Origin of the sequence: Stenotrophomonas sp. LC732, assembly GCF_052446685.1 — a bacterium.
In the GTDB taxonomy this organism is placed as follows: domain Bacteria; phylum Pseudomonadota; class Gammaproteobacteria; order Xanthomonadales; family Xanthomonadaceae; genus Stenotrophomonas; species Stenotrophomonas muris.
Genome location: NZ_CP199214.1, coordinates 2034174 through 2057634 on the forward strand (window position 1 = coordinate 2034174; position 23461 = coordinate 2057634).

Annotated in this window: 21 protein-coding genes; 4 read left to right on the forward strand and 17 right to left on the reverse strand. The window is 67.2% G+C overall.

Annotation, left to right across the window (positions count from 1 at the left end):
* Positions 1-296: 296 nt before the first annotated feature.
* From ACT6SE_RS09755 to ACT6SE_RS09825, 15 genes are all read right to left on the reverse strand, one after another.
* Positions 297-1475 (reverse strand): flagellin, encoded by a 1179-nt coding sequence (locus ACT6SE_RS09755; RefSeq protein ID WP_014647055.1) that lies wholly within the window; start codon positions 1473-1475, stop codon positions 297-299.
* An 86-nt stretch (positions 1476-1561) separates the two neighbouring features.
* Complete coding sequence (locus ACT6SE_RS09760) at positions 1562-2746, reverse strand: flagellin (RefSeq protein ID WP_005413266.1); 1185 nt, start codon at positions 2744-2746, stop codon at positions 1562-1564.
* A 72-nt stretch (positions 2747-2818) separates the two neighbouring features.
* The gene (locus ACT6SE_RS09765) at positions 2819-4036 is read right to left on the reverse strand and encodes a flagellin (RefSeq protein WP_032961916.1); all 1218 of its coding nucleotides are present in this window, start codon (positions 4034-4036) and stop codon (positions 2819-2821) included.
* Positions 4037-4435: 399 nt separating this feature from the next.
* Positions 4436-5638, reverse strand: coding sequence for a flagellar hook-associated protein FlgL (gene flgL, locus ACT6SE_RS09770; protein WP_014647057.1), 1203 nt, complete (start codon positions 5636-5638; stop codon positions 4436-4438).
* On the reverse strand, positions 5635-7515 hold the full coding sequence (flgK, locus tag ACT6SE_RS09775; protein ID WP_032961912.1) for a flagellar hook-associated protein FlgK: 1881 nt from the start codon (positions 7513-7515) through the stop codon (positions 5635-5637). Before flgK ends, flgL begins: the two co-directional genes overlap by 4 nt.
* 8 nt (positions 7516-7523) lie before the next feature.
* Positions 7524-8723 carry a flagellar assembly peptidoglycan hydrolase FlgJ gene (gene flgJ / locus ACT6SE_RS09780; RefSeq protein ID WP_046430468.1) on the reverse strand — a complete coding sequence of 400 codons (1200 nt, stop codon included), beginning with the start codon at positions 8721-8723 and terminating at the stop codon, positions 7524-7526.
* 1 nt (position 8724) lies between these two features.
* Positions 8725-9861, reverse strand: coding sequence for a flagellar basal body P-ring protein FlgI (locus ACT6SE_RS09785; protein ID WP_041863393.1), 1137 nt, complete (start codon positions 9859-9861; stop codon positions 8725-8727).
* Between the two features lie 2 nt (positions 9862-9863).
* Positions 9864-10556 (reverse strand): flagellar basal body L-ring protein FlgH, encoded by a 693-nt coding sequence (gene flgH, locus ACT6SE_RS09790; RefSeq protein ID WP_014647061.1) that lies wholly within the window; start codon positions 10554-10556, stop codon positions 9864-9866.
* A 22-nt stretch (positions 10557-10578) separates the two neighbouring features.
* Positions 10579-11364: a flagellar basal-body rod protein FlgG gene (gene flgG / locus ACT6SE_RS09795; RefSeq protein ID WP_005409571.1), complete on the reverse strand. Its 786-nt coding sequence runs from the start codon at positions 11362-11364 to the stop codon at positions 10579-10581.
* Between the two features lie 103 nt (positions 11365-11467).
* Entirely contained in the window at positions 11468-12217 is a 750-nt protein-coding gene (locus ACT6SE_RS09800; RefSeq protein ID WP_032961905.1) for a flagellar basal body rod protein FlgF, read from the reverse strand.
* Between the two features lie 32 nt (positions 12218-12249).
* Positions 12250-13473: a flagellar hook protein FlgE gene (gene flgE, locus ACT6SE_RS09805; RefSeq protein WP_014647063.1), complete on the reverse strand. Its 1224-nt coding sequence runs from the start codon at positions 13471-13473 to the stop codon at positions 12250-12252.
* Positions 13474-13505: 32 nt separating this feature from the next.
* Complete coding sequence (locus ACT6SE_RS09810) at positions 13506-14189, reverse strand: flagellar hook assembly protein FlgD (protein ID WP_014647064.1); 684 nt, start codon at positions 14187-14189, stop codon at positions 13506-13508.
* Between the two features lie 23 nt (positions 14190-14212).
* Complete coding sequence (flgC, locus tag ACT6SE_RS09815; protein WP_005416461.1) at positions 14213-14620, reverse strand: flagellar basal body rod protein FlgC; 408 nt, start codon at positions 14618-14620, stop codon at positions 14213-14215.
* 3 nt (positions 14621-14623) lie between these two features.
* Positions 14624-15019, reverse strand: a complete 396-nt coding sequence (flgB, locus tag ACT6SE_RS09820) for a flagellar basal body rod protein FlgB (RefSeq protein ID WP_005409576.1) — start codon at positions 15017-15019, stop codon at positions 14624-14626.
* Positions 15020-15170: 151 nt separating this feature from the next.
* Positions 15171-16115, reverse strand: coding sequence for a chemotaxis protein (locus ACT6SE_RS09825; protein ID WP_014037130.1), 945 nt, complete (start codon positions 16113-16115; stop codon positions 15171-15173).
* A gap of 259 nt (positions 16116-16374) precedes the next feature.
* Here ACT6SE_RS09825 and flgA point away from each other — a divergent pair, with 259 nt between their 5' ends.
* The 4 genes from flgA (at position 16375) to ACT6SE_RS09845 (ending at position 19059) form a co-directional block, all read left to right on the forward strand.
* Positions 16375-17031: a flagellar basal body P-ring formation chaperone FlgA gene (flgA, locus tag ACT6SE_RS09830; protein WP_032961903.1), complete on the forward strand. Its 657-nt coding sequence runs from the start codon at positions 16375-16377 to the stop codon at positions 17029-17031.
* 75 nt (positions 17032-17106) lie between these two features.
* The gene (flgM, locus tag ACT6SE_RS09835; protein WP_014647067.1) at positions 17107-17412 is read left to right on the forward strand and encodes a flagellar biosynthesis anti-sigma factor FlgM; all 306 of its coding nucleotides are present in this window, start codon (positions 17107-17109) and stop codon (positions 17410-17412) included.
* Positions 17409-17747 (forward strand): FlgN family protein, encoded by a 339-nt coding sequence (locus ACT6SE_RS09840; RefSeq protein WP_014037132.1) that lies wholly within the window; start codon positions 17409-17411, stop codon positions 17745-17747. Before flgM ends, ACT6SE_RS09840 begins: the two co-directional genes overlap by 4 nt.
* A gap of 91 nt (positions 17748-17838) precedes the next feature.
* Positions 17839-19059, forward strand: coding sequence for an ATP-binding protein (locus ACT6SE_RS09845; protein WP_014647069.1), 1221 nt, complete (start codon positions 17839-17841; stop codon positions 19057-19059).
* Positions 19060-19473: 414 nt separating this feature from the next.
* Here the strand turns inward: ACT6SE_RS09845 and ACT6SE_RS09850 are convergent, their stop codons facing one another.
* Positions 19474-21246, reverse strand: a complete 1773-nt coding sequence (locus tag ACT6SE_RS09850; RefSeq protein ID WP_014647070.1) for an EAL domain-containing protein — start codon at positions 21244-21246, stop codon at positions 19474-19476.
* A 4-nt stretch (positions 21247-21250) separates the two neighbouring features.
* Positions 21251-23353, reverse strand: a complete 2103-nt coding sequence (locus ACT6SE_RS09855) for a sensor histidine kinase (RefSeq protein ID WP_032961901.1) — start codon at positions 23351-23353, stop codon at positions 21251-21253.
* Positions 23354-23461 lie beyond the last annotated feature (108 nt).

Sequence of the window (23461 nt, forward strand, 5' to 3'; positions counted from 1 at the left end):
AGGAGGGCTGGGGCAGGGTGCGGGTAGGTTCACCGCGGGCTGCCGGGAGTCTGCAAAAAGCCCTCCCCCAATGCAGGGGAGGGATCAGGCTACTGACAATCGGGGGGAGACGAAGCCGCCCGGTACGTACAGTCAAAGGTACAGCGCTGAAAGAGAGGTCCGCAGGAGCGGGCGATGCCAAGCCGGTTCGGGAGTGATCCCGGGCCGGGCATGGCCCGCGCCTTCGTGCATCGTGGCTTCCCGGTTGCCGCTACCGTCGGTTCGATCCGACGGTAGCGGCGCCTTCTTGCCGTGGATCAGCGCAGCAGGCTGAGCACGCCCTGCGGCACCTGGTTGGCCTGGGCCAGCATGGCCGTACCGGCCTGCTGCAGGATCTGGGTGCGGGTCAGTTCGGCGGTTTCCTTGGCGAAGTCGGTGTCCTTGATGCGGCTGCGCGACGCCGACAGGTTTTCCGACGAGGTCTGCAGGTTGGCCACGACCGAGGTGAAGCGGTTCTGGATCGCACCGAGGTCGGCGCGGGTGCTGTTGATCGCACCCAGGGCCTTGTCGACCACTTCCAGCGCCTGCTGGGCGCCGAGCACGGTGCTCACGTCCAGCTTCTGCACGTTGGCCGAGGTATCGGTGCCGGCAGTGTAGGCGCCCGCAGCTGCCGCGGTGCCCCAGGTCTTGGCGGTCGCGTCGTAGTCGCTGCGCATCAGGGCGATATCGGCGGCGGCGACAGCCTTGCCTTCCTTCACCGAGCTCAGCTTCAGGGTGCCGTCGGCATTGGCTTCGGCGTAGATGCCGGCCTCGCCGATCTTGGCGTTGATGGCGGTGGCGACGGCCTTGGAGGCATCGGCCGTGGTGGCGCCGGCCTTCACTTCAACCGTGCCGATGTCCACGCCCATCACGGTGCCGGAGAAACGGGCGCCGTCGGTGCTGGCAGCCAGGGCAGCGGTCGCGCCGGTGGCGAAGGTCGAGGTGCCCAGCGAGCCGGCCTTGGCATCGATGGTCTTGTCGATGGCGATGGCCTGGCCGGCATTGGCGCCGACCTGGAACAGCTGGCTGGAGAAGGTGCCGTCCAGCAGCTTGGTGCCGTTGAAGTCCGACTGCTTGGCGACGCGGTCGATTTCCGAGACCAGCTGGGTCACTTCGGCCTGCAGCGCCTTGCGGTCGCTGGCCGAGTTGGTGGCGTTGGAGGCCTGCACCGACAGCTCGCGGACGCGCTGCAGGTTGTTGCCGATTTCGGTCAGCGAACCTTCGGCGACCTGGGCCAGCGAGATGCCGTCGTTGGCATTGCGGATGGCGACGTCGGTACCGCGGATCTGGGTGCCGAAGCGCTCGGAGATCGCCAGGCCGGCGGCGTCGTCCTTGGCGCTGTTGATCCGCGAACCGGAGGACAGGCGCTGGATGGTGGTAGCCAGCGAGCTGCCGCTGGTGCTCAGGTTGCGCTGAGCATTCAGGGACATCGTATTGGTGTTGATGACTTGTGCCATGGTGCTTTTCCTTTGGCGAAGGTGGAACGTGTTTCAGGATCCGGGCGCCGCGTCATGCGGCGCCCGGAGGTCGATCAGCGAGCGGATCAGCGCAGCAGGCTGAGCACGCCCTGCGGCACCTGGTTGGCCTGGGCCAGCATGGCCGTACCGGCCTGCTGCAGGATCTGGGTGCGGGTCAGTTCGGCGGTTTCCTTGGCGAAGTCGGTGTCCTTGATGCGGCTGCGGGACGCCGACAGGTTTTCCGACGAGGTCTGCAGGTTGGCCACGACCGAGGTGAAGCGGTTCTGGATCGCACCGAGGTCGGCGCGGGTGCTGTTGATCGCACCCAGGGCCTTGTCGACGATTTCCATCGCCTGCTGGGCACCCTTCACGGTGCTGACGTCCAGGTCGCTGGCGTACTTGGCGGCCGGCGCGGCCGTCGAGGCGGTGAAGGTCGGCGCGGTGGCGCCGGTCCAGGTGCCCGGGGTCGCGGTGATGGCCTTGAACGAGCCATCGGCGTTGACGCTGTCCTTGACCGAGGTCAGGGTCACGCCAGCGGTGCCGTTCACTTCCGCGAACACGCCGGTCTCGCCGATCTTGGCGTTGATCGCGGTCACCAGTGCTTCACGCGAGGCCTTGCCGGTGGCAGCGGCGTCGGCGCCCTGCTTGACCGAGACATCGGCAATGGCAACGCCATTGATCTGCAGGCCGCTGGTGCTGAAATCAGCGTTGGTGCCCGGGTCGGCCAGGGCCAGCGCGTTGGTGTCGAACTTGGCGCCGCCCAGGGCGTTGGCCTTGGCATCGATGGTCTTGTCGATGGCGATGGCCTGGCCGGCGTTGGCACCGACCTGGAACAGCTGGCTGGAGAACGAACCGTCCAGCAGCTTGGTGCCATTGAAGTCCGACTGCTTGGCGACGCGGTCGATTTCCGAGACCAGCTGGGTCACTTCGGCCTGCAGCGCCTTGCGGTCGCTGGCCGAGTTGGTGGCGTTGGAGGCCTGCACCGACAGCTCGCGGACGCGCTGCAGGTTGTTGCCGATTTCGGTCAGCGAACCTTCGGCGACCTGGGCCAGCGAGATACCGTCGTTGGCATTGCGGATGGCGACGTCGGTACCGCGGATCTGGGTGCCGAAGCGCTCGGAGATCGCCAGGCCGGCGGCGTCGTCCTTGGCGCTGTTGATGCGCGAACCGGAGGACAGGCGCTGGATGGTGGTAGCCAGCGAGCTGCCGCTGGTGCTCAGGTTACGCTGAGCATTCAACGACATCGTATTGGTGTTGATGACTTGTGCCATGAGGAGAGGTCCTTGAGCGGTTGCACGTGAGTTGGGTTAGACGCCCCCGACGTGCCCCGGGGGCGGCTCATGTCAGCGCTGCAACAGGCTGAGCACGTTCTGCGGTACCTGGTTGGCTTGGGCCAGCATGGCCGTACCGGCCTGCTGCAGGATCTGGGTGCGGGTCAGTTCGGCGGTTTCCTTGGCGAAGTCGGTATCGCGGATGCGGCTGCGCGACGCGGACAGGTTCTCCGAGGAGGTCTGCAGGTTGGCCACCACCGAGGTGAAGCGGTTCTGGATCGCGCCGAGGTCGGCGCGGACGCTGTTGACCGATTCCAGGGCCTTGTCGACGATCGACATCGCCTTCTGTGCGCCTTCGGCGGTAGTGACGTTCAGGTCCTTGACGAAGCTGGCCGCTGCACCGGTCAGGGTGCCGCCGTTGGTGCTGGTCTCGGTCAGGCCCAGGCCGGCGAGGGTCGCGGCGGTGGCGCCGGCCGGCGGAGTCGCCGCGCTGACACCCAGCGCGAAGGTCTGGCCATCCTTGACCGAGGCCAGGCTGACGACGCCGGCATTGACCGAGGCAACCACGCCGGTTTCGCCCAGCTTGTTGTTGATCGCCGCGGCGGTGGCCGAGGTGATCGATTCGCCGGCCTTCACCGTGAAGTCGCTGATGGTGACCGTGGTGGCGGTGCCGCCCGGCGGGGTGACCGAGACCTGCAGGCCGGAGTAGGTGGTGTCGGCCGTCGCCTTGTCCACCGCCAGTGCGGTGCCGGTATAACCGTTGGCGAAGGTGGCCGCGCCCAGCGAATCGGCCTTGGCGTTGACCACGCTGTTGATGGCGATGGCCTGGCCGGCGTTGGCGCCCACCTGGAACAGCTGGCTGGTGAAGCTGCCGTCCAGCAGCTTGGTGCCGTTGAAGTCGGCCTGCTTGGCGACGCGGTCGATCTCGCTGACCAGCTGGGTCACTTCAGCCTGCAGGGCCTTGCGGTCGCTGGCCGAATTGGTGGCATTGGAAGCCTGCACACCCAGTTCGCGGATGCGCTGCAGGTTGTTGCCGACTTCGTTCAGCGAACCTTCGGCGACCTGGGCCAGCGAGATGCCGTCGTTGGCGTTGCGGATGGCCACGTCCAGACCGCGGATCTGGGTGGTGAAGCGCTCGCTGATGGCCAGGCCGGCCGCGTCGTCCTTCGCGCTGTTGATGCGCAGGCCGGACGAGAGGCGCTGGATGGTGGTGGCGAGCGAGCTGCCGCTGGTGCTCAGGTTGCGCTGAGCGTTGAGCGACATCGTATTGGTGTTGATTACCTGTGCCATGGGGTCGTCTCCTCTTATATGGAACCCGTTGGTGAATGAAACGAAGCGCCGCCTGTTTTTTTGTGTGGCTGTGTGCTTCGCCGTTGCCAAATGAATAACGGCGCTTTGTCAACAACCTTTAGCCGTGAATTCCATTGAAGCCAGAATTCGTTGCCTGAAGCTGTTTTCCCGGGGTTTTCAGCCCTGTTGCCAGGGTGGAAGCGGCCCCGGGAGGGGCGGTCGGGCAGGGCCTGACCAGCGCTGATGAAGGTATCGGCGGGGTCGGGCCGGGCTTGATGGAGAATCACGGAAAATCGGTCGGCGACGGCCAGGTGGCCGCGCAGCGGCGGGCAGGCGCGCAAACGAAAAAGGCCGCGATGCAGGGCATCGCGGCCTTTCGGGACTGACTCGGGCGGCGCGTCAGCGCAGCTTGTTGAACAGCGACATCGACTGCATCTGCGAGAAGATCGTCTGCGCCGCCTGCAGCGCGGTGCTCTGCAGCTGGTACTGGCTCAGCGCATCGGCGTAATCCAGGTCGCGCATCTGCGACAGCGTGGTCTTCAGGGTCACGCCATTGGCCTCGCGCATGTCGGCGGCATTGTCCAGCGCCTTCAACTGCGCACCGCCTGCGGCACGCGAATCGATCATCCGCTCGGAAGCGCGCGCCACGTCGCGCAGTGCGCTCTGCAGCTGGTTCTGCTGCGCAGTCATCTGCGCGGTGGTACCGGTGTCGGCACCCAGCGCCGCCACCAGGTTGTCCATGGTGGAGAAGATGTCGCGGCTGCTGGCGGCCTGTACGCTGAAGCTGTCACCCGCCGCCGGTGCGCCGGTGATGCGCAGGCGCACACCGTTCACTTCCAGATCGTCGCCGGCCTTGTAGGTGCCGGTTCCGGTCACGTTGCCCGCACCATCCACCACCTCGTACTGGTTGCCAGTGGTGAAGCGCACGCTGAAGCCCTGGCCGTTCCAGCTGTCGCTGCCGTCGCGGGTGATGTTGGTCAGCACGCCGTTGCCGGTGTTGCCGGCCGCGGCGCTGCCGTCGACGAAGCCATCGCCGGTGGGAATGCGCATGAAGATCTCGCTGCCGGGCAGCGCGTCCTTCACGTAGGTATCCGGACCGACTTCAACCTGGCGCTGGGTCTGGTCGCCACGGTAGACCACTTTGCCGTTGATCTTGGCAAACGGCGGGTCGCCGTCGTTGGTGCCACCGAACACGTAGCGGCCGGTGCCATCATCGGCATTGGCCAGCGACAGCAGGCCGTCGCGGATCTGGTTGACCTCGGTGATCAGCGTCTTCTTGTCCGCCGCGCTCAGCGCCGGGTTGCTGGCCTGGATGGTCAGATCGTTGACGCGTGCCATCAGGTCGTTGACCTGTGCCAGGGTGTTTTCCTGCACGCCCAGGCGGTTCTGCACGTTGCCGGCATTGAGCTTCATGCGGTCCAGTGCAGCCAGGCTGCGGTCAAGGCCGACCGCAGTGCCGGCGGCAACCGGATCGTCCTTGGCGCTGACGATCTTGCTGCCGGTGGCAATCTGCTGCTCCAGATGGCTGAGCTTGGCCTGCTTGGCCATCATCAGCGACACCGACTGGTTGAACATCATGCTGGTGGAGATGCGGCTGCTCATCGGCGGACGGCTCCCAGGATGGTCTGGAACATGCTGTCGGCGGTCGAGATCAGCTGCGAGGCGGCCTGGTAGGCCTGCTGCAGGCGCAGCATGTCCGCCGCTTCCTCGTCCAGGTTCACGCCGGAGACTTCGTCGCGGGCTTCCTGCGCCTTGTCATTGATCACCAGCTGCGCGTCGAGCGAGTACTCGGCCGAGCGGGCGGCGGCGCCGACCTGGGTGGTCAGGCCACCCAGTGCACCGTTCAGTGTCACCGTTCCGGCGTTGAACGCCTTCGCGCTTTCCACCTTGGCCAGCTTCGACGCGTTGCTGTTGTCCGACGAACCGGCCGGGGTCGGGGTGATGTTGAAGGTATCGCCCACCTTCGGTGCACCGTCCAGCACGAAGCTCCAGCCGTTGGCGCTGATGGTCTGGCCGGGCGTGTAGGTCTGCGGCGGCCCACCGTCGATGGTGTAGGTGGTGGCCGAGGTGAACACGATCGCCGACGGATTGCGCAGGTTGGCGTTGGTCGAATCGGTGACGGTGACACCGCTCAGCTTGCCGGTACCGGTGTTGGCGGTGGCGGCCGCGCCCTTCACCGCTGCAGCGGCGGCGATGCGCGACGGATCGGTGATTGCCACTTCCATGCTGCCGGCCACGCCCGCGGTCGGCTGCAGCAGGAAGCGGTCATTTGCAGCCGGCGTACCGCCGACGACCAGCTTGACGCCGTTGATCACCAGCGGATCGGCGGCGGTGCCGGTGCCAGTCAGCGGGATGCTGGCGCCGGTGTCGGCGCGGCTGGCCTTCCAGTTGGTGCCATCGAACTGCAGCACCACGTTCTGCGCGTCCAGCTTGCCCAGGTCGCCGTAGGTTGCGCTGAGGCTGGCGGTGCCGGTATTGCTGTTGTTGCCGGTGACGCGCGGGTTGCCGATGGTGAAGAAGTCCCCGCCCAGCTGGCCATACAGGTCCACGCCCTGGTGGTGCGCCTGGTTGAAGCTCTCGGCCAGGCCCACCGCCAGCTTGCCCAGTTCAGCCTGGGCCGGGGTCAGCACGGTGTCGCGGAATTCCAGCAGGCCACCGATCTGGCCGCCGACCGCCTTCGGGTCGAGGCGGATGGTGTTGCCCTGGGTCTCCAGCGCCAACTGCAGGCGCTCGGGCTGGTACGGGTCGGCCACGGTGGTGACCTTGGTCGCCGTGGTACCCACCACCAGCGCGTTGCCGCCGGCGGTGTAGACATTCATGATGCCGCCGTCCTGGATCACCGCCGTGCCACCGGTGTAGCCGATCAGCTGGGTGATCAGCTGGTCGCGGCGGTCGAGCAGATCGGGTGCGGCAGAGGCGATGTTGGTGCCGATGGCGCCGTTGATCTGCGCGATTTCCTGCGCCAGGCGGTTGACCTCGGTGGCACCGGCCAGCAGGCCGTTGTTGACCTCGCTGTTGAGGTTGTTCAAGTGCGTGTTGAGCTGCACGAAGCGGTTGGCCAAGGCCTTGCCGCCGTCGAGCATGTTCTGGCGGTCGGCGGTGCCGGCCGCGTTGGACGACAGGCCACTGACCGAATCGAAGAAGTTCGACCAGACGCCGGCCACATTGGTGGCCGCATCGGAGAACAGCGCGTTGACCCGGTCGGCCATGCCCGAAAGCTGTTTCAGGCGCGCCAGTTCACCGCTGCTGTCGAGCAGGCGCGAGATCGCCAGCTGGTCGGCCGTGCGGCGGATGTCAGTGATCCGGGTGCCGTTGCCGACCGTGCCATAGCCGTAGTTCTGCGGGTCGGCCGTGGCGAAGTTGACCTTCTGCCGGCTGTAGCCGGGCGTATTGAGGTTGGCCACGTTGTGGCTGGTGGTCGCCAACGCACGCTGGAAGGCGAGCAGGGCACCGGTACCGGTGGAAAGTACGCTGGACATGGGGTTCCTCAACGACGGGTGATACCCAGCGCCGCGGTCGCGGTGCTGGCGAAGGTCTGGCCAAGGCGCGCGCCGGCGTCGGTCACGGCCGCTACGGCACGCTCGATGGTCGGGCCACCGGCGATCGCGGCGATCTTGGCCGCATAGCGCGGGTCGGTGGCATAGCCGGCGCGCTGAAGTCCACGGGCGAAGCCCTGCACGTCGGTGCCGGCCTGCAGGGCCTGCTGGTAGCGCGGGCTGGTCTTCAGCAGGCGCACGTAGTCGGCGAAGCTTTCGGCCGGCGAGCTGTAGGCGCGGAAGCTGGCGGTTTCGTTGCGGCGCACGCCATCCACGTATTCGTGGGTGCCGGCTGCAACGCGCTGGCCGCTCCAGCCGGTGGCCTTGATGCCGAACAGATTGTGCGAGGTACTGCCGTCGGACTGGCGGATGTGGCGCTTGCCCCAGCCGGTTTCCAACGCGGCCTGGGCGACCAGCGCACGGGCATCCACGCCCAGTTCCCTGGCCGCGCTCTGCGCGTGCTGCCAGATGCTGGCGACGAAACCTTCCGGCGTGTGCGGCCCCAGCTGGGCCACCGCGGTGCGGGTAGCCATCGCATCGGCCTGGCTCATGGCCGTACCGCGGTTGCTGGCCGTCGCCGACCACTGGTCGTTGTTGGCGGACCAGTCCTCGCCCTGCAGGTTGCCGATGTACGGATCCTCGGTGCCCAGCGAGCGGTGCAGACTGCTGCTTTCGCGACCGGCGATCAGGTCCAGTGCCTGTTCCATCGGTGCCAGCGCGGCCTGCGCGCCGTGCTGTGCGCCGGTCGCCATCTGCTGCAGCATGCGCACGGCCTGGCTGCCATCTTCCAACGGCAGCGACGGTGCCGGCTTGTCCGGCGCGTTGAGCTGGTAGGCGCGGCTGGCCTTGGCCGGATCCACACGGGTATCCAGCGCCGGGCCGTCGGCGGCCTGGCCGGACAGCTGGCGGCTGATCATGCCGGACAGGCCCAGCCCCTTGCCGCGGGTCATCGCCTCGGCGATCTTCTGGTCGTACATGTCGCGGAACATCTTGTTCTCGCCGGGAAACAGCGAGTCGCCGAAACTGGCATCACGCATGCTCTTGACCAGCATCTGTGCGAACTGGCCTTCCAGCTGGCGCGCGACCTTGTCGATCTTGGCCGGGTCGTTCTGCTGCGCCGGGTGCAGGTCGAATGCGGGATTGATGCGCATGTCAGATCACCTCGAGCTCGGCACTCAATGCGCCGGCCTGCTTCAGGGCTTCCAGGATCGCGATCAGGTCGCCCGGCGCCGCGCCCACGGCGTTCACCGCGTGCACGATCTCGTCCAGGGTGGTGCCGCCGCTGAACTTGAACATGCGGCTGCCGTCGTTGGTGGCGGTGATGGTCGACTGTGGGCTGGCCACGGTACGGCCACCGGACAGGGCATTGGGTTGGCTGACGTTGGTGTTCTCCTGGATCGTCACCGTCAGCGAACCATGCGAGATCGCGGCAGGGCCGACCCGCACCTGCTGGCCGATGACCACGGTGCCGGTGCGGGAATTGACCACGACCTTGGCCGGGGCGCTGCCCGGGGTCAGCTCCAGGTTCTCGATGCGGGCCAGCAGGCCGATGCGTGCGCCCGGATCGGTCGGCGCAGTCACGGCCACGGTCACGCCGTCGACCGCACGCGCGGCGCCTTCGCCGAACGCGTTGTTGAGTGCGGCGACCATGCGCGAAACGGTGGTGAAATCGTTGTTGTGCAGGTTCAGCGTGATGTCGCCGCCATTGGCCAGCGGGTCGGGCAGGGCACGCTCGACCGTGGCGCCATTGGGAATGCGGCCCACGCTCGGTACGTTCACCGAAACCCGCGAACCATCCTTGCCCTGCGCACCAAAGCCGCCGACGATCAGGTTGCCCTGCGCGATCGCATAGATCTGGCCGTCGGCGCCGCGCAGCGGTGCCATCAGCAGCGAGCCGCCGCGCAGCGAGACGGCGTTGCCGATCGACGACACGGTGATGTCGATCGGCTGGCCCGGCTTGGCGAACGGCGGCAGCTCGGCATGGATCGCGACGGCCGCAACATTCTTCAGCTGCGGATTGACGTTGGCCGGTACGTTCACGCCCAGCTCGCCGAGCAGGTTCTTCAGGCTCTGCACGGTGAAGGGCGCCTGGCTGGTGCGGTCGCCGCTGCCATCCAGGCCGACCACCAGGCCGTAGCCCACCAGGGCGTTACCACGCACGCCGCCGACCTGGGCCAGGTCCTTGATGCGCTCGGCGCTGGCCGGGGCTGCCACGACGAGCAGCATCAGCGCGACGAACGACGCCACGCGGCGCTGCCAGGAAGAAGAGGGGAGGAGTTTCATGGCCATACTCAGAACGGCGTCAGGCCGGAATTGAAGAAGCGGCTCAGCCAGCCCATCGCGTTGGACTGCGCGACCGGGCCGCGGCCGCCGTAGACGATGCGGGCTTCGGCCACGCGGCTGGAAGGAATGGTGTTGTCCTGGCTGATGTCGCCCGGGCGCACGATGCCCTGCACCTGCACCAGTTCATCACCCTGGTTCAGCCGCAGGTTCTTCTGCCCCTGTACCACCAGGTTGCCATTGGGCAGGCGCTGGATCACCGTGACGGTGACACTGCCCTGCAGGCGGTTGCTCTGCGCGCTGTTGCCCTTGCCGGTGAAGTCACGCGCGCCCTTGGCCGTCGCACTGAGGATGTCCTTGCCGCCCAGGGTGACCGGCGCACCGAGGATGGACGGCGTGCCCAGGCTCAGGTTGGATTCCTTGTTGGTGGCCGTGTTGGCGCTGGTCTGCGCGGTGGTGTTTTCCAGCAGGGTGATGGTCAGCAGGTCGCCGACATCGCGTGCGCGGCGGTCCGAGTACAGCTGCAGGGTCGGGCCGGCAGCGTAGATCGCACCGGCGGTCGGCGCGGCCTGCGGCGGCATGATCGGCTGGATCGGTGCCATCGCCGCGTAGGGGCGCACGTCGCCGGCGATCACGCAGCCACCGAGCAGGGCGACCACGGCGCAGGCGAGGGCAGTGCGGGTGAATCTGGAAATGGGCGACATGGCGGTTTCCCGGTTGGGCCGGTCAGAGCTTGTTGTTGAGATAGCCGAGCATCGAATCGGTGGTGGAGATCGCCTTGGCGTTCATTTCGTAGGCGCGCTGGGTTTCGATCATCGACACCAGCTCTTCGACCACATTGACGTTGCTGCCTTCCAGCGCGCCCTGCACCACGGTGCCGAGGCCGTTGAGCCCGGGATTGCCGTTCTGTGCCGGACCGGAAGCGGTGGTTTCCAGGAACAGGTTCTCGCCGCGCGCCTGCAGGCCGGCCGGATTGACGAAGTCGGTCAGGGTCAGCGCACCCACTTCCACTGACGCCGCGCCGTCGGCCATCTTCACGCTGATGGTGCCGTCGGTACCGATGGTCACCGACTGTGCGCCCTCGGGAATCTGGATGCCCGGCTGCACCGGGTAGCCGCTGTTGGTGACCAGCTCGCTGTCCTGGTTGATCTTGAACGAGCCATCACGGGTGTAGGCCGAGCTGCCGTCGGGCATCTGCACTTCGAAGAAGCCGCGGCCGTTGACCATCACGTCCAGCGCACGGCCGGTCTGCTGCTGGCCACCCTGCTCGAAATTCTTGGCGGTGGCGACCACGCGTACACCGGTACCCAGCTGCAGGCCGGTCGGCAGCTGGGTCTGCGCCGACGAAGAGCCGCCGGGCTGGCGCACCTGCTGGTACAGCAGGTCCTCGAAGCTGGCACGGTCCTGCTTGAAGCCGGTGGTGTTGGTGTTGGCGAGGTTGTTGGAAACCACCGACATGCGCATCTGCTGCGCATCCAGTCCGGTTTTCGCGATCCACAATGCCTGGTTCATCTTCGGTGTCCTGTCTGGGTAAAGCCGGCCGCGCGATGCGGCCCCTGGTAACGGGTGTGCAAGGGGTGTGCCAGCGCCGCGCCCGGGCGGCGCCGGAATTCCGTCAGCTGCCCAGGCGCAGCAGGCTGTTGGCACTGCGCGCGTTGTCGTCGCCGTGCTTGATCACCTGCACCTGCATTTCGTACTGGCGCTGCAGCTGGATCATCTGCACCAGTGCACCGGCGGCATCGACGTTGCTGCCTTCCAGCTGGCCGCTGTGCACGGCCGTGCCCTGTGCCGGTGCGAACGGCTGCAGTGGGTCGGTGTTGCGGAACAGGCCATCCAGGCCACGCTCGAGGCGCTCGTCCGGCGCCTGTACCACCTTGATCCGGCCGATCTGCGCCATGGTCTGCGGGCCTTCGCCCTGCGGGATGATCGAGAGCGTGCCGTCGGCACCGATTTCCATCGCCTGGTAGGGCGGAATGGCGATCGGGTTGTTGTTGTCATCCAGTACCGGACGGCCGCTGGAGGTCACCAGCTGGCCGTTCGGGGTGACCGACAATGCGGCGCCGCGCGTGTACGCCTCACTGCCGTCGCTGGACTGCACGGCCAGCCAGGTGCCGGTCTGCAGGGACAGATCCAGCGGCTTGCCGGTGATGTGCTGCGAGCCGGGCGTACGGTTGAAGCCGGCGTCGACGTGCAGCGCATCCACCCGCGAGGCAAAGCCCGGGCCCTTGATCGGGAACGCTTCGGTGTTGGCCAGCGCTTCCTTGAAGCCAGGGGTGTCCGAGTTGGCGAGGTTGTGGCTGAGCGTTCCCTGCGCCTGCAGGGAGGCGCGGGCACCGGTCATCGCCACGTAAAGAGCTTTATCCATGCGGGGAGTTCCGTGACAGGGTCAGCAGCTCATCAACGGATGTTGATGACGGTCTGGGTGATCTGGTCCTGTGTGGTGATCATCTGCGCGTTGGCCTGGAAGTTGCGCTGCGCGGTGATCATGTTGACCAGTTGCTCGGTGAGATCGACGGTGGACGCTTCCAGCGAGCCGGCCTGGATCTTGCCGAGGTTGGAGGTGTCCGGCATGCCGGTGCGCGGCGTGCCCGATTCGAAGGTCTCCACCCACAGGTTGTTGCCCTTCGATTCCAGGCCCTGCGTGTTGTTGAAGGTGGTCAGGGCGACCTGGCCCAGCGGCTTGTCGTCGCCGTTGGAATAGCGGGCGTAGACCACGCCGGATTCGGACACGGTCACTTCGTTGAGCTTGCCGGCGGCATAGCCGTCCTGCTGGGTATTGCGCAGGGCGAACTTCTCGCCGTACTGGGTGGAGCCGCTGATGTCCAGCGTCATGTTCAACTGGCCGGCACCGGTGGTCGGGGTGAAGGTGCCGAGGCTGACCTTGCCGTTGGCAGGTGCGACCAGCTTGCCGCTGTTGTCGAAGGTGACCGGGGTCGGTGCGCCGGCCGGCTGGCCATCGACGTAATTGCGCACGGTCCATTCGTTGGGGTTGGCGCCCTTGACGAAGTACGAGACCTGGATGTGGCTCACGCCCAGCGAGTCGTACACGGTGATGCCACCGCTGGAGTGGTTGTAGCTGTTCGAATCGGCCGGGTCGAAGGTCGCCACCGTCGGTTGCTTGGCGTTGGCCGGCAGGGTGAAGCCAACCTTCACTTCGCTGGTCTGCTTCGGCGGGCTGTCGGTGGTCAGCAGCTGCAGGTCGACCAGGCGGCCGGCATCGAAGTTGGTGCCATCGGCATTCGGCGCGAACACCTGCAGGCGCGCACCCTGCGGGTTGACCACGTAGCCGGCCGAGTCGGTCTGGAAGTTGCCGGCGCGCGAGTACACGCGCGAACCATTCATGTTCATGGTGAAGAAGCCTTCACCGGAAATGGCCATGTCCAGGCTGCGCCCGGTCTGCTCGTTGTGGCCCTGGATGAACTGCTGGGCGACGTTGGAAACGCGCACGCCCGAGCCGGTCTGGTTCTTCGACAGGCCGTAGCTGGTCGAAGCGAACAGGTCGGCGAACTCCGCGCGTGACTGCTTGAAGCCGGTAGTGTTGACGTTGGCGACGTTGTTGGCGGTGACGCTCAGGTCGGTGTTGGCGGCGTTGATGCCGGACAGCGAGACATTGAAGCCCATGGGATGCTCCTGGTTGATGCGGAAGGTGCGGCTCAGCTGACGCGGAGCACGTAGTCGATCGGGGCCGTGCCCAGGCCCTTGAGGTTCAGGTACAGGCCGTCGGAACCAACGGTCACGCTCTCCACCGGCGCCTGTACGTAGGTGGACAGCTTGGTGCTCTTGCCGGCGGTGTCGACATGGTTGGCGACGATGGAGTACTTGCCCGGCTCCATGCGCTTGCCGTTGGCATCCTTGCCGTCCCACTGGAAGGCGGTTTCGCCGGCAGCCTTGGCTTCCACGCTCAGCGAGGTGACCTTGGCGCCGTTGGCATCGGTGATGTCCACGGTGATGATGCCGGCCGACGGTGCAGCCACCGTGCCTTCGACATTGCCTTCCTTCTCCAGCACCAGCTTTTCCGACGGCACCAGCACCTGGTGGCCGACCAGCGCAGCGCCACGCAGCACCTGGTCGCTGGCCATCGACTCCTGGAAGCCCTTCACCGTCTTGTTCAGATCGGTGATGCCCTGCACGGTGGACATCTGCGCCATCTGCGCGACCATCTGCGTGTTGTCCATCGGCTTCAGCGGATCCTGGTGCTGCAGCTGCTCGGTCATCAGGCGCAGGAAGTCGGCCTGGTCCAGCGTGTTCTTCTTTTTCGTGGCGTTGCTGTTGGGGGCGTTCAGGCCCAGCGCGGAATAGACGTCCTGGCTGGTCTGGTTGTTGACGGCGGTGGTCATGGCGGTATCCGGTGCTGCGGGCCTCAGCGGCCCATGGTCAGGGTGGCCAGGGCCAGTTCCTTGGCGGTGGTCAACATCTCCACGCCGGCCTGGTAATTGCGCGAGGTCGAGATCAGGTTGACCATCTGCGCCACCGGATCGACATCGGGCTGGTAGATGTAGCCATCGGCGTCGGCCAGCGGGTGGCCCGGCTCGTAGCGCTTGATCGGCGCGGCCTCGCTCTGGGTGATCTCCTTCACCTTCACCGAGGTGATGTTGGGATCGTTCTTGCTGGTGACGGCCTGGAAGATCGGTTCCAGCGGCTTGTACACGGCGTCGGCGGAACCGGCGACGGTGTCGGCATTGGAGAGGTTGGAGGCGATGGTGCTCATGCGCACCGACTGCGCCTGCAGCGCGGAGCCGGCGATGTCGAAGATCGGCAGGTTGCTCATGGCTTATTGCCCCGTGATCGCGGTCAGCATGGAACGCACCTTGCTCTCGACGAAGCTGAGCGAGGCGCGGTATTCCAGTGCGGCGCGGCCATAGGCGGCACGCTCGGCATCGGGGTCGACGGTGTTGCCGTCCAGGCTGGGCTGCACGCCTTCGCGCGCGATCTGGAACGGGTTCAGGCCACTACTGATCTCGTAGTGCTGCTCATGGGTGGTGGCCATCAGGCCATTGGCATCCTGCCCCTGGGCGTGGCGCAGGGCGGCATCGAAGTCCAGGTCCTGGGCCTTGTAGCCGGGAGTGTCGGCATTGCCGAGGTTGCTGGCGATCAGCTTCATCCGCTGTTCGCGCAACGGCATGGCCTGGGCGTGGACGCCCAGGTAGTCGGTAATCAGGTTGCGCACGGTGCACTCCCACGGGAACGTTGCCCGGGAAGCTGCAAGGGGTGTGCCAAATGGATAGGGGGTTAGATCCCCGCAGGGGCTCTGACCCCGTGGTTGACGCGTTGCGATGCGGGGTCGGAGCCCGTTCCGGGATCCGACCCCTCGGCGGGCCTTACGCCGCCAGCGCCACCTTGCGCAGGCGGTCCAGCACGAAGTCGGCCAGCTCGTGCGGCGAGTACTTGGCGACGAACGCATTGGCGCCGACGCGCTCGACCATGGCGTTGTTGAAGACGCCCGACAGTGAGGTGTGCAGCAGCACGTACAGGCCGGCCAGGCCCGGGTGGCGCCGGATTTCCGTCGTCAGCGTGTAGCCATCCATGGCCGGCATCTCGATGTCCGAGATGACCATGGCATAGCGCTCGGCCGGGTTTTCCCCCGAGGCGTGGACCTGCAGCAGGTGGTCCAGCGCCTGCTTGCCGTCGGAAAGCAGGGTGGCACCCACGCCCAGCTGGTCCAGCACGCTGCGGATCTGCTGGCGGGCCACGCGCGAGTCGTCCACCACCAGCACCTGCAGCTGCGGGCCGTCGGCGGGCATGGCCATTGCCGGGTCGAGTACCGCTTCTCCGCGCACCTGGGCGATATCGGCCAGCACGCTCTCAACGTCGATCACCTGGATCAGCTCGCCCTGGAAGCGGGTCACCGCGGTCAGGTAGCTCGACTCGGCGCCCAGCTCCGGTGGCGGGTGGATGTCTTCCACCGCGATGTTGACGATGCGTTCGACGCCACTGACCAGGAAGCCCTGGATCGAGCGGTTGAATTCGGTGACGACCAGGTAGCCGGGCGAGGTGTCCGCGTCCGGTTCGCGCTCGGGGTGGCCGATCGCCAGGCCCAGGTCCAGTACCGGCACCGAGCGGCCGCGCACGTCGGCCACGCCGGAGAACTGGCTGGGCAGGCCGGGCACCTGGAACAGCTCCGGGCGGCGCAGGACTTCCTGCACCTTGAAGACATTGACGCCAAAAAGCTGACGTCCGCCGAGGCGGAACAGCAGCAGCGCCAGGCGGTTGTGGCCGGCCAGTCGGGTCCGCTGGTCGATCCGGTTGAGCAGGTCATGGGACATGGCTGCTGTATCGGCGTGGTGGGGGCGGAACTTGAGGGCGCTCTGCCGCCCGCGCGGCCCGCACCGCGTTTGTAGAGTCGACTGTCAGTCGACTGCTCTTCGATCCGATCACGGGAAACCCCGCGCTTCGCGCGAAAGTCGACTGGCAGTCGACTCTACCCATCCGGTCGAATCCCCATCCCGGATCCGATCAACGGGACCCGGTCTCTGGCACACCCCTTGCACGCTGCCGGGCCAGATCCCATCGACAGGAGGCGCCATGCGCCGGGTCACATCGCTGTTCGCCATCGCGCTCGCCCTGGCCGCGCCGTGGGCGGGCGCCACGGACTGGCAGCCGGTGGCCAGCATCCGCACTGCGGCGCTGTCGACGCTGCCTGCCGGCAGTGAAGGCGAGGCGCAGGTGGCCGATGCGCTGCGCCTGCCGAAATGCGGCAGCGCGTTGCAGGTGCAGCCCACCGCCAACACTACGGTGGAGGTGAGCTGTCCCGATGCGGGCGGCTGGCGCCTGTTCGTGCCGGTGAAGGTGCGGCGCAACCAGACCGTGCTGGTGCTCAACCGCGGAATCGGCACTGGAGAAACCCTCACGGCCGCCGATATCACCACTGCCCAGCGTGACGCTGCCCGGATTGCCGGCGCGGTGCTGTCCGATCCCAATGCAGCGATCGGCCGCATCGCCCGCCGTCCGTTGCAGGCCGGAGCCCTGCTGTCGAACAACGATCTGGTGGTCCAGCGTCTCATCAAGCGAGGAGACAATGTAGCCCTGGTGTCGCGTCGCGGCTCGGTCGAGGTGCGCATTGCCGGCCGTGCGATGGGTGATGCCGGTGAGAACGAGCGGGTCTCGGTCGAGAACCTGTCCTCGCGGCGGATCGTGCAGGGCACGGTCGACGCCGCAGGTGACGTAATCGTGGCGCGTTGATTTACCGCAAAATATCCCTAAAGATCACGGCCCTGCGGCCGTTATCCCTTGTGAACGGCAACTCCAGGACACCCCATGAGCCAGAAAATCGACGGCAACCTGCAGGTCCCCCAGGCACTGCGCAGCGTGACGACCCCGGCCAGCAAGCCCGGCGTCAGCACCGATGCGGCGGCGCGCCCGGTCGAGGCGGCCGACAGCCTGCGCCTGACCGGCGAGGCCACCAATCTGCAGGCCATCGAGCGTGAGCTGACCACCGCCCCGGCGATCGACGCCCAGCGCGTGGCGGCCGTGCGCGAGTCACTGCAGAACGGCACCTACAAGATCAATCCGGACGCGATCGCATCGCGCATGCTCGATCTGGACCAGCAGCTGCACGGATGACTGCGGCGATGAGCGAGCCGCTGCAGCGCCTCGCCCAGGCCCTGGACGTTGAGCGCCAGGCCCTGGTCGAGCACGACGTGCACGCCCTGATCCGGGCCACCGGCGCCAAGCTGGAAGCGCTGCGTGCGCTGGAAGGCGCGCCGCCGGTGGGCGAGGGCGAACAGCTGCAGGAACTGGCCGAGCGCAACCGCGCCAACGGCGTGCTGCTGTCGCGCCGTCGCCGCGAGGTGAACTGGGCGCTGCGCCAGCTCGGCCGTACCGAAGATGCCTCGGCCTACGATGCCAAGGGCCAGTCGCACACGGTCAGCATCGGCCGGCCACTCGCCGTCGCCTGACGCGACGGCGGTCGCACACCCCCTCCCGGTGGGCTGAAGCCCGCTGCATGACCGCGTATATTGGGCGCCTGTTCGAACGCCCCGAGTCGCCGTGTCCGCTGCCAACGCCCTGGTTACCGCCCCCCTTCCGCCGCAGCCGGTGCTGCAGGCCCTGCTTGAGCGCCTGCGCGAAGGCCTGCTGCTGTTCACTGAAGACGGGCAGGTGGCCCTGGCCAACCCGGCCGCGCAGAACCTGCTGGCCAGTGGCTCGGACGGCGGATTGCCGCCGCCGCAGCGGCTGCGCGAGCTGCTCCCCCCTGATGCACTGGAGCAGGCCCGCCAGCATGGCCACTGGAATGGCAGCCTGCCGCTGGGCGAGGGCGTGGTCATCGCCCACCTGTACCACCATGGTCCGGTCGGCGAAGGGCATTTCCTTGCGTTGTTCCGCCACATCGAAGGGCAGGAAGACTACGAGCGCGAACTGCAGCAGCGCCACGCCGAGCTGCGCCAGGCCTACCTGCGCCTCAATGGCACCCAGGAAAAGCTGCTGCAGTCGGAGAAGATGGCCTCGATCGGCCAGCTCGCCGCCGGCGTCGCGCACGAGATCAACAACCCGATCGGTTACGTGCACTCCAACCTGGGCAGCCTGCAGGAGTACCTGCGCAGCCTGTTCACCGTGATCGAAGCCTACGAGCGCGCCCTGCGCGCGCCGGACCCGAAGGCACTGATTCCGGAAATCGATGACATCCGTGACCGCCTGGACATCGACTTCATCAGCCGCGACCTGCCGCAGCTGATGGCGGAATCGCGCGAAGGCATCGAGCGCGTTACCCGCATCGTGCGCGACCTGAAGGACTTCTCGTATTCCGGTCGCGACGAATCGTGGAAGCTGGTCGACCTGCACGCGGGCCTGGAATCGACCATCAACATCATCTGGAACGAACTCAAGTACAAGGTCACCCTGGTACGCGAATTCGGCCAGTTGCCGCTGGTGGAGTGCCTGCCGTCGGAGTTGAACCAGGTCTACATGAACCTGCTGCTCAACGCTGGCCATGCCATCGCCGAGCGCGGCACGATCACCGTGCGCACCGGCGTTGATGGCGATCACGTGTGGGTTGAATTCGAAGACACCGGCGGCGGCATCTCGCCGGAACTGCGCCAGCGCATTTTCGATCCGTTCTTCACCACCAAGCCGGTCGGCAGTGGCACCGGTCTGGGCCTGTCGATCTCCTACAGCATCATCAACAAGCATCACGGCCGCATCGACCTGGACAGCACCCCGGGCGTGGGCTCGCGCTTCCGCGTGGTGCTGCCGGTGAAGCAGCCGCGCTGACCGCTTCCGAAGTGGAACCGGACACCCAGAGCAGCCGGCCAGCGGCCGGCTCTACCGGGGCCTATCGATGGTAGTGCCGGCCGCTGGCCGGCAACCTCATTGAAACCGGACACCCAGAGCAGCCGGCCAGCGGCCGGCTCTACCGGGGCCTATCGATGGTAGTGCCGGCCGCTGGCCGGCAACCTCATTGAACCCGGCCACCCAGAGCAGCCGGCCAGCGGCCGGCTCTACCGGGGCCAATCGACGGTAGTGCCGGCCGCTGGCCGGCAACCTCATTGAACCCGGCCACCCAGAGCAGCCGGCCAGCGGCCGGCTCTACCGGGGCCAATCGACGGTAGTGCCGGCCGCTGGCCGGCAACCTCATTGAAGCCGGGCACCCAAGGCAGCCGGCCAGCGGCCGGCTCTACCCGATCGTCACCGCAGCGGCCGATCCTCGCCACCATCCCCGGTTTCCACCGGTGCCGGACCGGCATTGCTGCGGCGCTGTTCTTCGTACGTGCGGAATGCCTGGTGGATGTGCTTGCGCAGCTCGTCGTCGTTCCACGGCTTGGTCAGGAAGCGATAGATCGCGCCACGGTTGATCGCATCGGTCACCGTGTTCAGATCGGTGTAGCCCGACAGCACCAGGCGGATCGTATCCGGGTACAGCATCTTCACCCGGCCCAGGAACTCGGTGCCGCTCATGTCGCTCATGCGCTGGTCGGACAGGATCACCTGCACGTCGTTGATCGCCAGCAGATCAAAGGCGTCACGCACGTTGCCAGCGGCCAGGATGCGGTAGCCGTCGCGGCGGAACAGGCGCACCAGCGAGCGCAGCACGTTCTCCTCGTCATCCAGCAGCAGCAGCGTCCGGTCCGGGCGCGTTTCGGCGAAGGCTTCCGGGCGCAGGTAGCGGCGGCGCAGGGTCATGCCGGCGGCATCGGCCGACATCGGCTCGCCGAACAGGTAGCCCTGGAACACATCGCAGTCGTTGCGGCGCAGGAAGCCCAGTTGGGCCTGCGATTCCACGCCGTTGGCAATCACGGTCATGCCCAGCTGGTGGCCCATGGCAATGATCGCGCGGGCAATGGCTGCTTCGCGATTGCCAGCCGGTGCGCTCTTGATGAAGCTGCGGTCGATCTTCAGCTTGTCCACCGGGTAGCGCACCAGCGCGCTGAGGCTGGAATCGCCGGTGCCGAAGTTGTCCAGGCTCAGGCTGATGCCTTCGTTGCGCAGGTTGGCCAGCGTTTCATGGACGAAATTGACGTTGTTGGTCAGCGCGCTCTCGTTGATCTCCAGCGTCAGCATGTGCGCCGGCACGCCCGCGGCCTGCAGCAGGGACATCACCTCGGCGAAGAAGTTCGGCCGCAGCAGCTGCAGGGTGGAGACGTTCACCGCGATGGTGAAGTCATCAAAGCCCTGGTCGCGCCACAACCGCGCCTGCTTCAATGCGCCTTCCAGCACCCAGGTGCCGATCTGCACGATGATGCCCAGGCGCTCGGCGGTGCGCATGAAGCGCTCCGGCACCAGCATGCCCAGGGTCGGCGACTGCCAGCGCAGCAGCGCTTCCATGCCGACCACGTGGCCGTCGCGGGCGCTCACCAGCGGCTGGTAACGCAGCTTCAGCTCGCCATTGGGAATGGCATCGACGATCTGGCGCGCGATGATGCTCTCGCTGTGCGCGCTCGGCGGGGTATCCACGGCATGGATGCGCACGGCATTGCCGCCTTCGCGGGCGGCCTGGTACAGCGCATCTTCGGCATGGTCGAGCAGGCGCGAGGCGCTGCTGGCATGTTCCGGGCACAGGCTCACGCCCAGCTTGCCGGTCATGAACAGCGTGTATGGAAGCACCGACAGCGGCAGTTCCATCTGCTGGCGGATCTCTTCAGCGAAGTCCTCCGGCAGCGGCAGGTCCGCGGTGCGGGGCACCGCGATCAGGAACTCGTCGCTGCCATGCCGCCACAGCTTGCCACGCCCGCGCAGGTAGGACTGCAGGCGCTGCGCCACCAGTACCAGCGCCTGATCGCCCACTTCGGCACTCATGTTCTCGTTGACCGATGCGAAGTGGTCGATGTCCACGTGCATCAGCATCAGCGCGATGCCGCCCGAGGCCGCCTCGGCAACCATCGCCTGCAGCTCGGGGTTGCCGGCGCCAAGGCGGTCGGGGGCATCATCGATGCTGACCGGGGGCAGGTTGGGATTCCACATAGGCTCAGTATTCCGGTGAATCGACGGCGGCCATGCTGGTCGCCTGGTAGGGGAGGTGGACGTCGATCAGGGTGCCCTCGCCATGCGCGGATTCGATCCGCACGTGGCCACCGACGCTCTGCGCGCGCTCGCGCATCACGATCAGGCCGAGGCCGCGCGGGCCGTCCGGATCGAAGCCTTCACCATCATCGCGGATCTGCAGGTGCAGGCCACGCTGGCTGACGTCGCGCAGCTGCAGCAGGACCTGGCTGGCGCGCGCATGGCGCAGCGCATTGGTCAGGCTTTCCTGTGCGATGCGGAAGCAGGCCTGTTCGATGCTGTTGTCGGGGCGGTGCGGCAGCGGCTCGATCTCGGCCAGCAGCTCCACCGGCGAAGAGCGGAACAGCACCCGCGCCTGCCAGCTCAGCGCCGCCTCCAGGCCCAGTGCATCCAGCTGCGGCGGGCGCAGCAGGGTGGAGATGTCGCGCAGCTTGGCCACGGTGGTGTCAGCCAGGCTGACGATCTGCGCCAGGTCCTCGCCACGACGCTTCGGATCGTCCTCATCCTGCGCCGCATGCGCCGACAGCTTGATCGCGGTAATGGCCTGGCCGATGTCATCGTGCAGGTCGCGCGAGATCGCGCGACGCTCGTCCTCCTGCAGCGAGAACAGCCGCCCGGCCATCGCCTGCAGCTCGCGATTGCTGGTTTCCAGCGCCCTGCGGGTGCGTTCGGAATCGCTCAGGTCGCGTACGATCAGCAGCTTGCAGTCACGACCGCCGTAGCGCACTTCGCCCACCGCCAGGCCGGCATGGAAGCTGCGGCCGTCGGCACGCTGCATGGCCACCACGCTGCTGTGGCCCGGCCCCAGGTGGGGCTGGCCGGCGCGCAGCTGGCTGCGCACCCGTGGCAGGTCGGCGGCAGCGACCAGTGCCGACAGCGGCTCGCCCAGCAGGGTGTGGCTGCCGTAGCCGAACAGGCCGGCGGCCCAGGCGTTGGCGTACAGCACGTGCTCGTCGGAGAGGATCACCACGCCGTCGGGCAGCACCCGCACCAGCTCGCGGAACTGTTCCTCGCGCTCGCGCAGCAGGCGCCGCGACTGCTCGCGCTCGGTCACGTCCTGCAGCGTGCCCAGCACGCGGCTGCGGCCGGCTTCGTCGATACCGCTGGCCGCCCGCAGGTGCACCATCAATGCACGGCCGTCCATCGACAGCAGCGGCAGCAGCACGTCCACCTGTACCGGCTCGCCGGAGCACAGTTCGGCCAGCAGCTGTTCGGTCTGGGTGGCGGTGGCCGGGTCGGCCGGCACCAGCAGCTCATCGAAGCGGTGCCAGCGCCGGGCCTCGGGCGGGCGGCGGCCGAGCAGGCGATAGACCTGGTTGGAATAGCGGCCCAGCCCGGTGGACGGGTCCAGTTCCCAGGCGCCGATGCGGGCCAGCTCATGGGCTTCCTCCACCCGGGCCAACGCCTGGTCGCGGCGCAGCTGGGCCAGATCCTCGGCGGTGCGGTCGATGGCGATCAGCAGGCGGGCGTTGTGGCCGTCGTAGCTGATGGCGTTGGAGCGCAGCTCCATCTGCCGCAGCGCGCCATCGCGCAGCTGCAGCTGAGCGCGCAGGATGCACAGCTCCTCGGGCGCCTCGCGGATCGCCTCCAGCTTGGTCTGCAGGGCCTGGTCCTGGCCCGGCGGCCACAAGGCGTCGATGGTCTGTTCCAGCAGCTCGTCGCGGTCCCAGCCGAAGGCGCTGCAGGCGGCGGGGTTGGCATCGAGGATCGCCAGCGTGTCCAGGTCGTAGACGAGGATCGGCCCGGGGTTGCCCTCGAACATCTGCCGCAGGCGCAGCTCGGAGGCCTGCTGGCGCGCATGGGTATGCAGCACGTGTTCGGCCAGCGGGCGCAGCAGCAGATAGAGCAGGCCCGCGCTGGCCAGCGCGAAGAACGAGCCCTTCAGGCCCTGCCACAGGGCCGCCTGCTGCGGATCGGGCACCAGCGCCTGCACCACGCTGTCGGTGGAGATCATCCAGGCCAGCGCCATCACCAGGTAGCTCAGCACCACCCGGCGCCGGTCACGGCTCAGCGCCTGCGCCATCCGCGGGTCGGGAACTGGGGCGTTGCCGGTCGGTTCTGCGGGCATGGACGGGGCGGGTGACAGGGGCGCCGGTCATCTTACCCCGCAGCGTGCCGTGACCACTCAATTATCCGCCGCAGGCGCCGTTAACCACTGCGTGCCCCGCTGACGGGC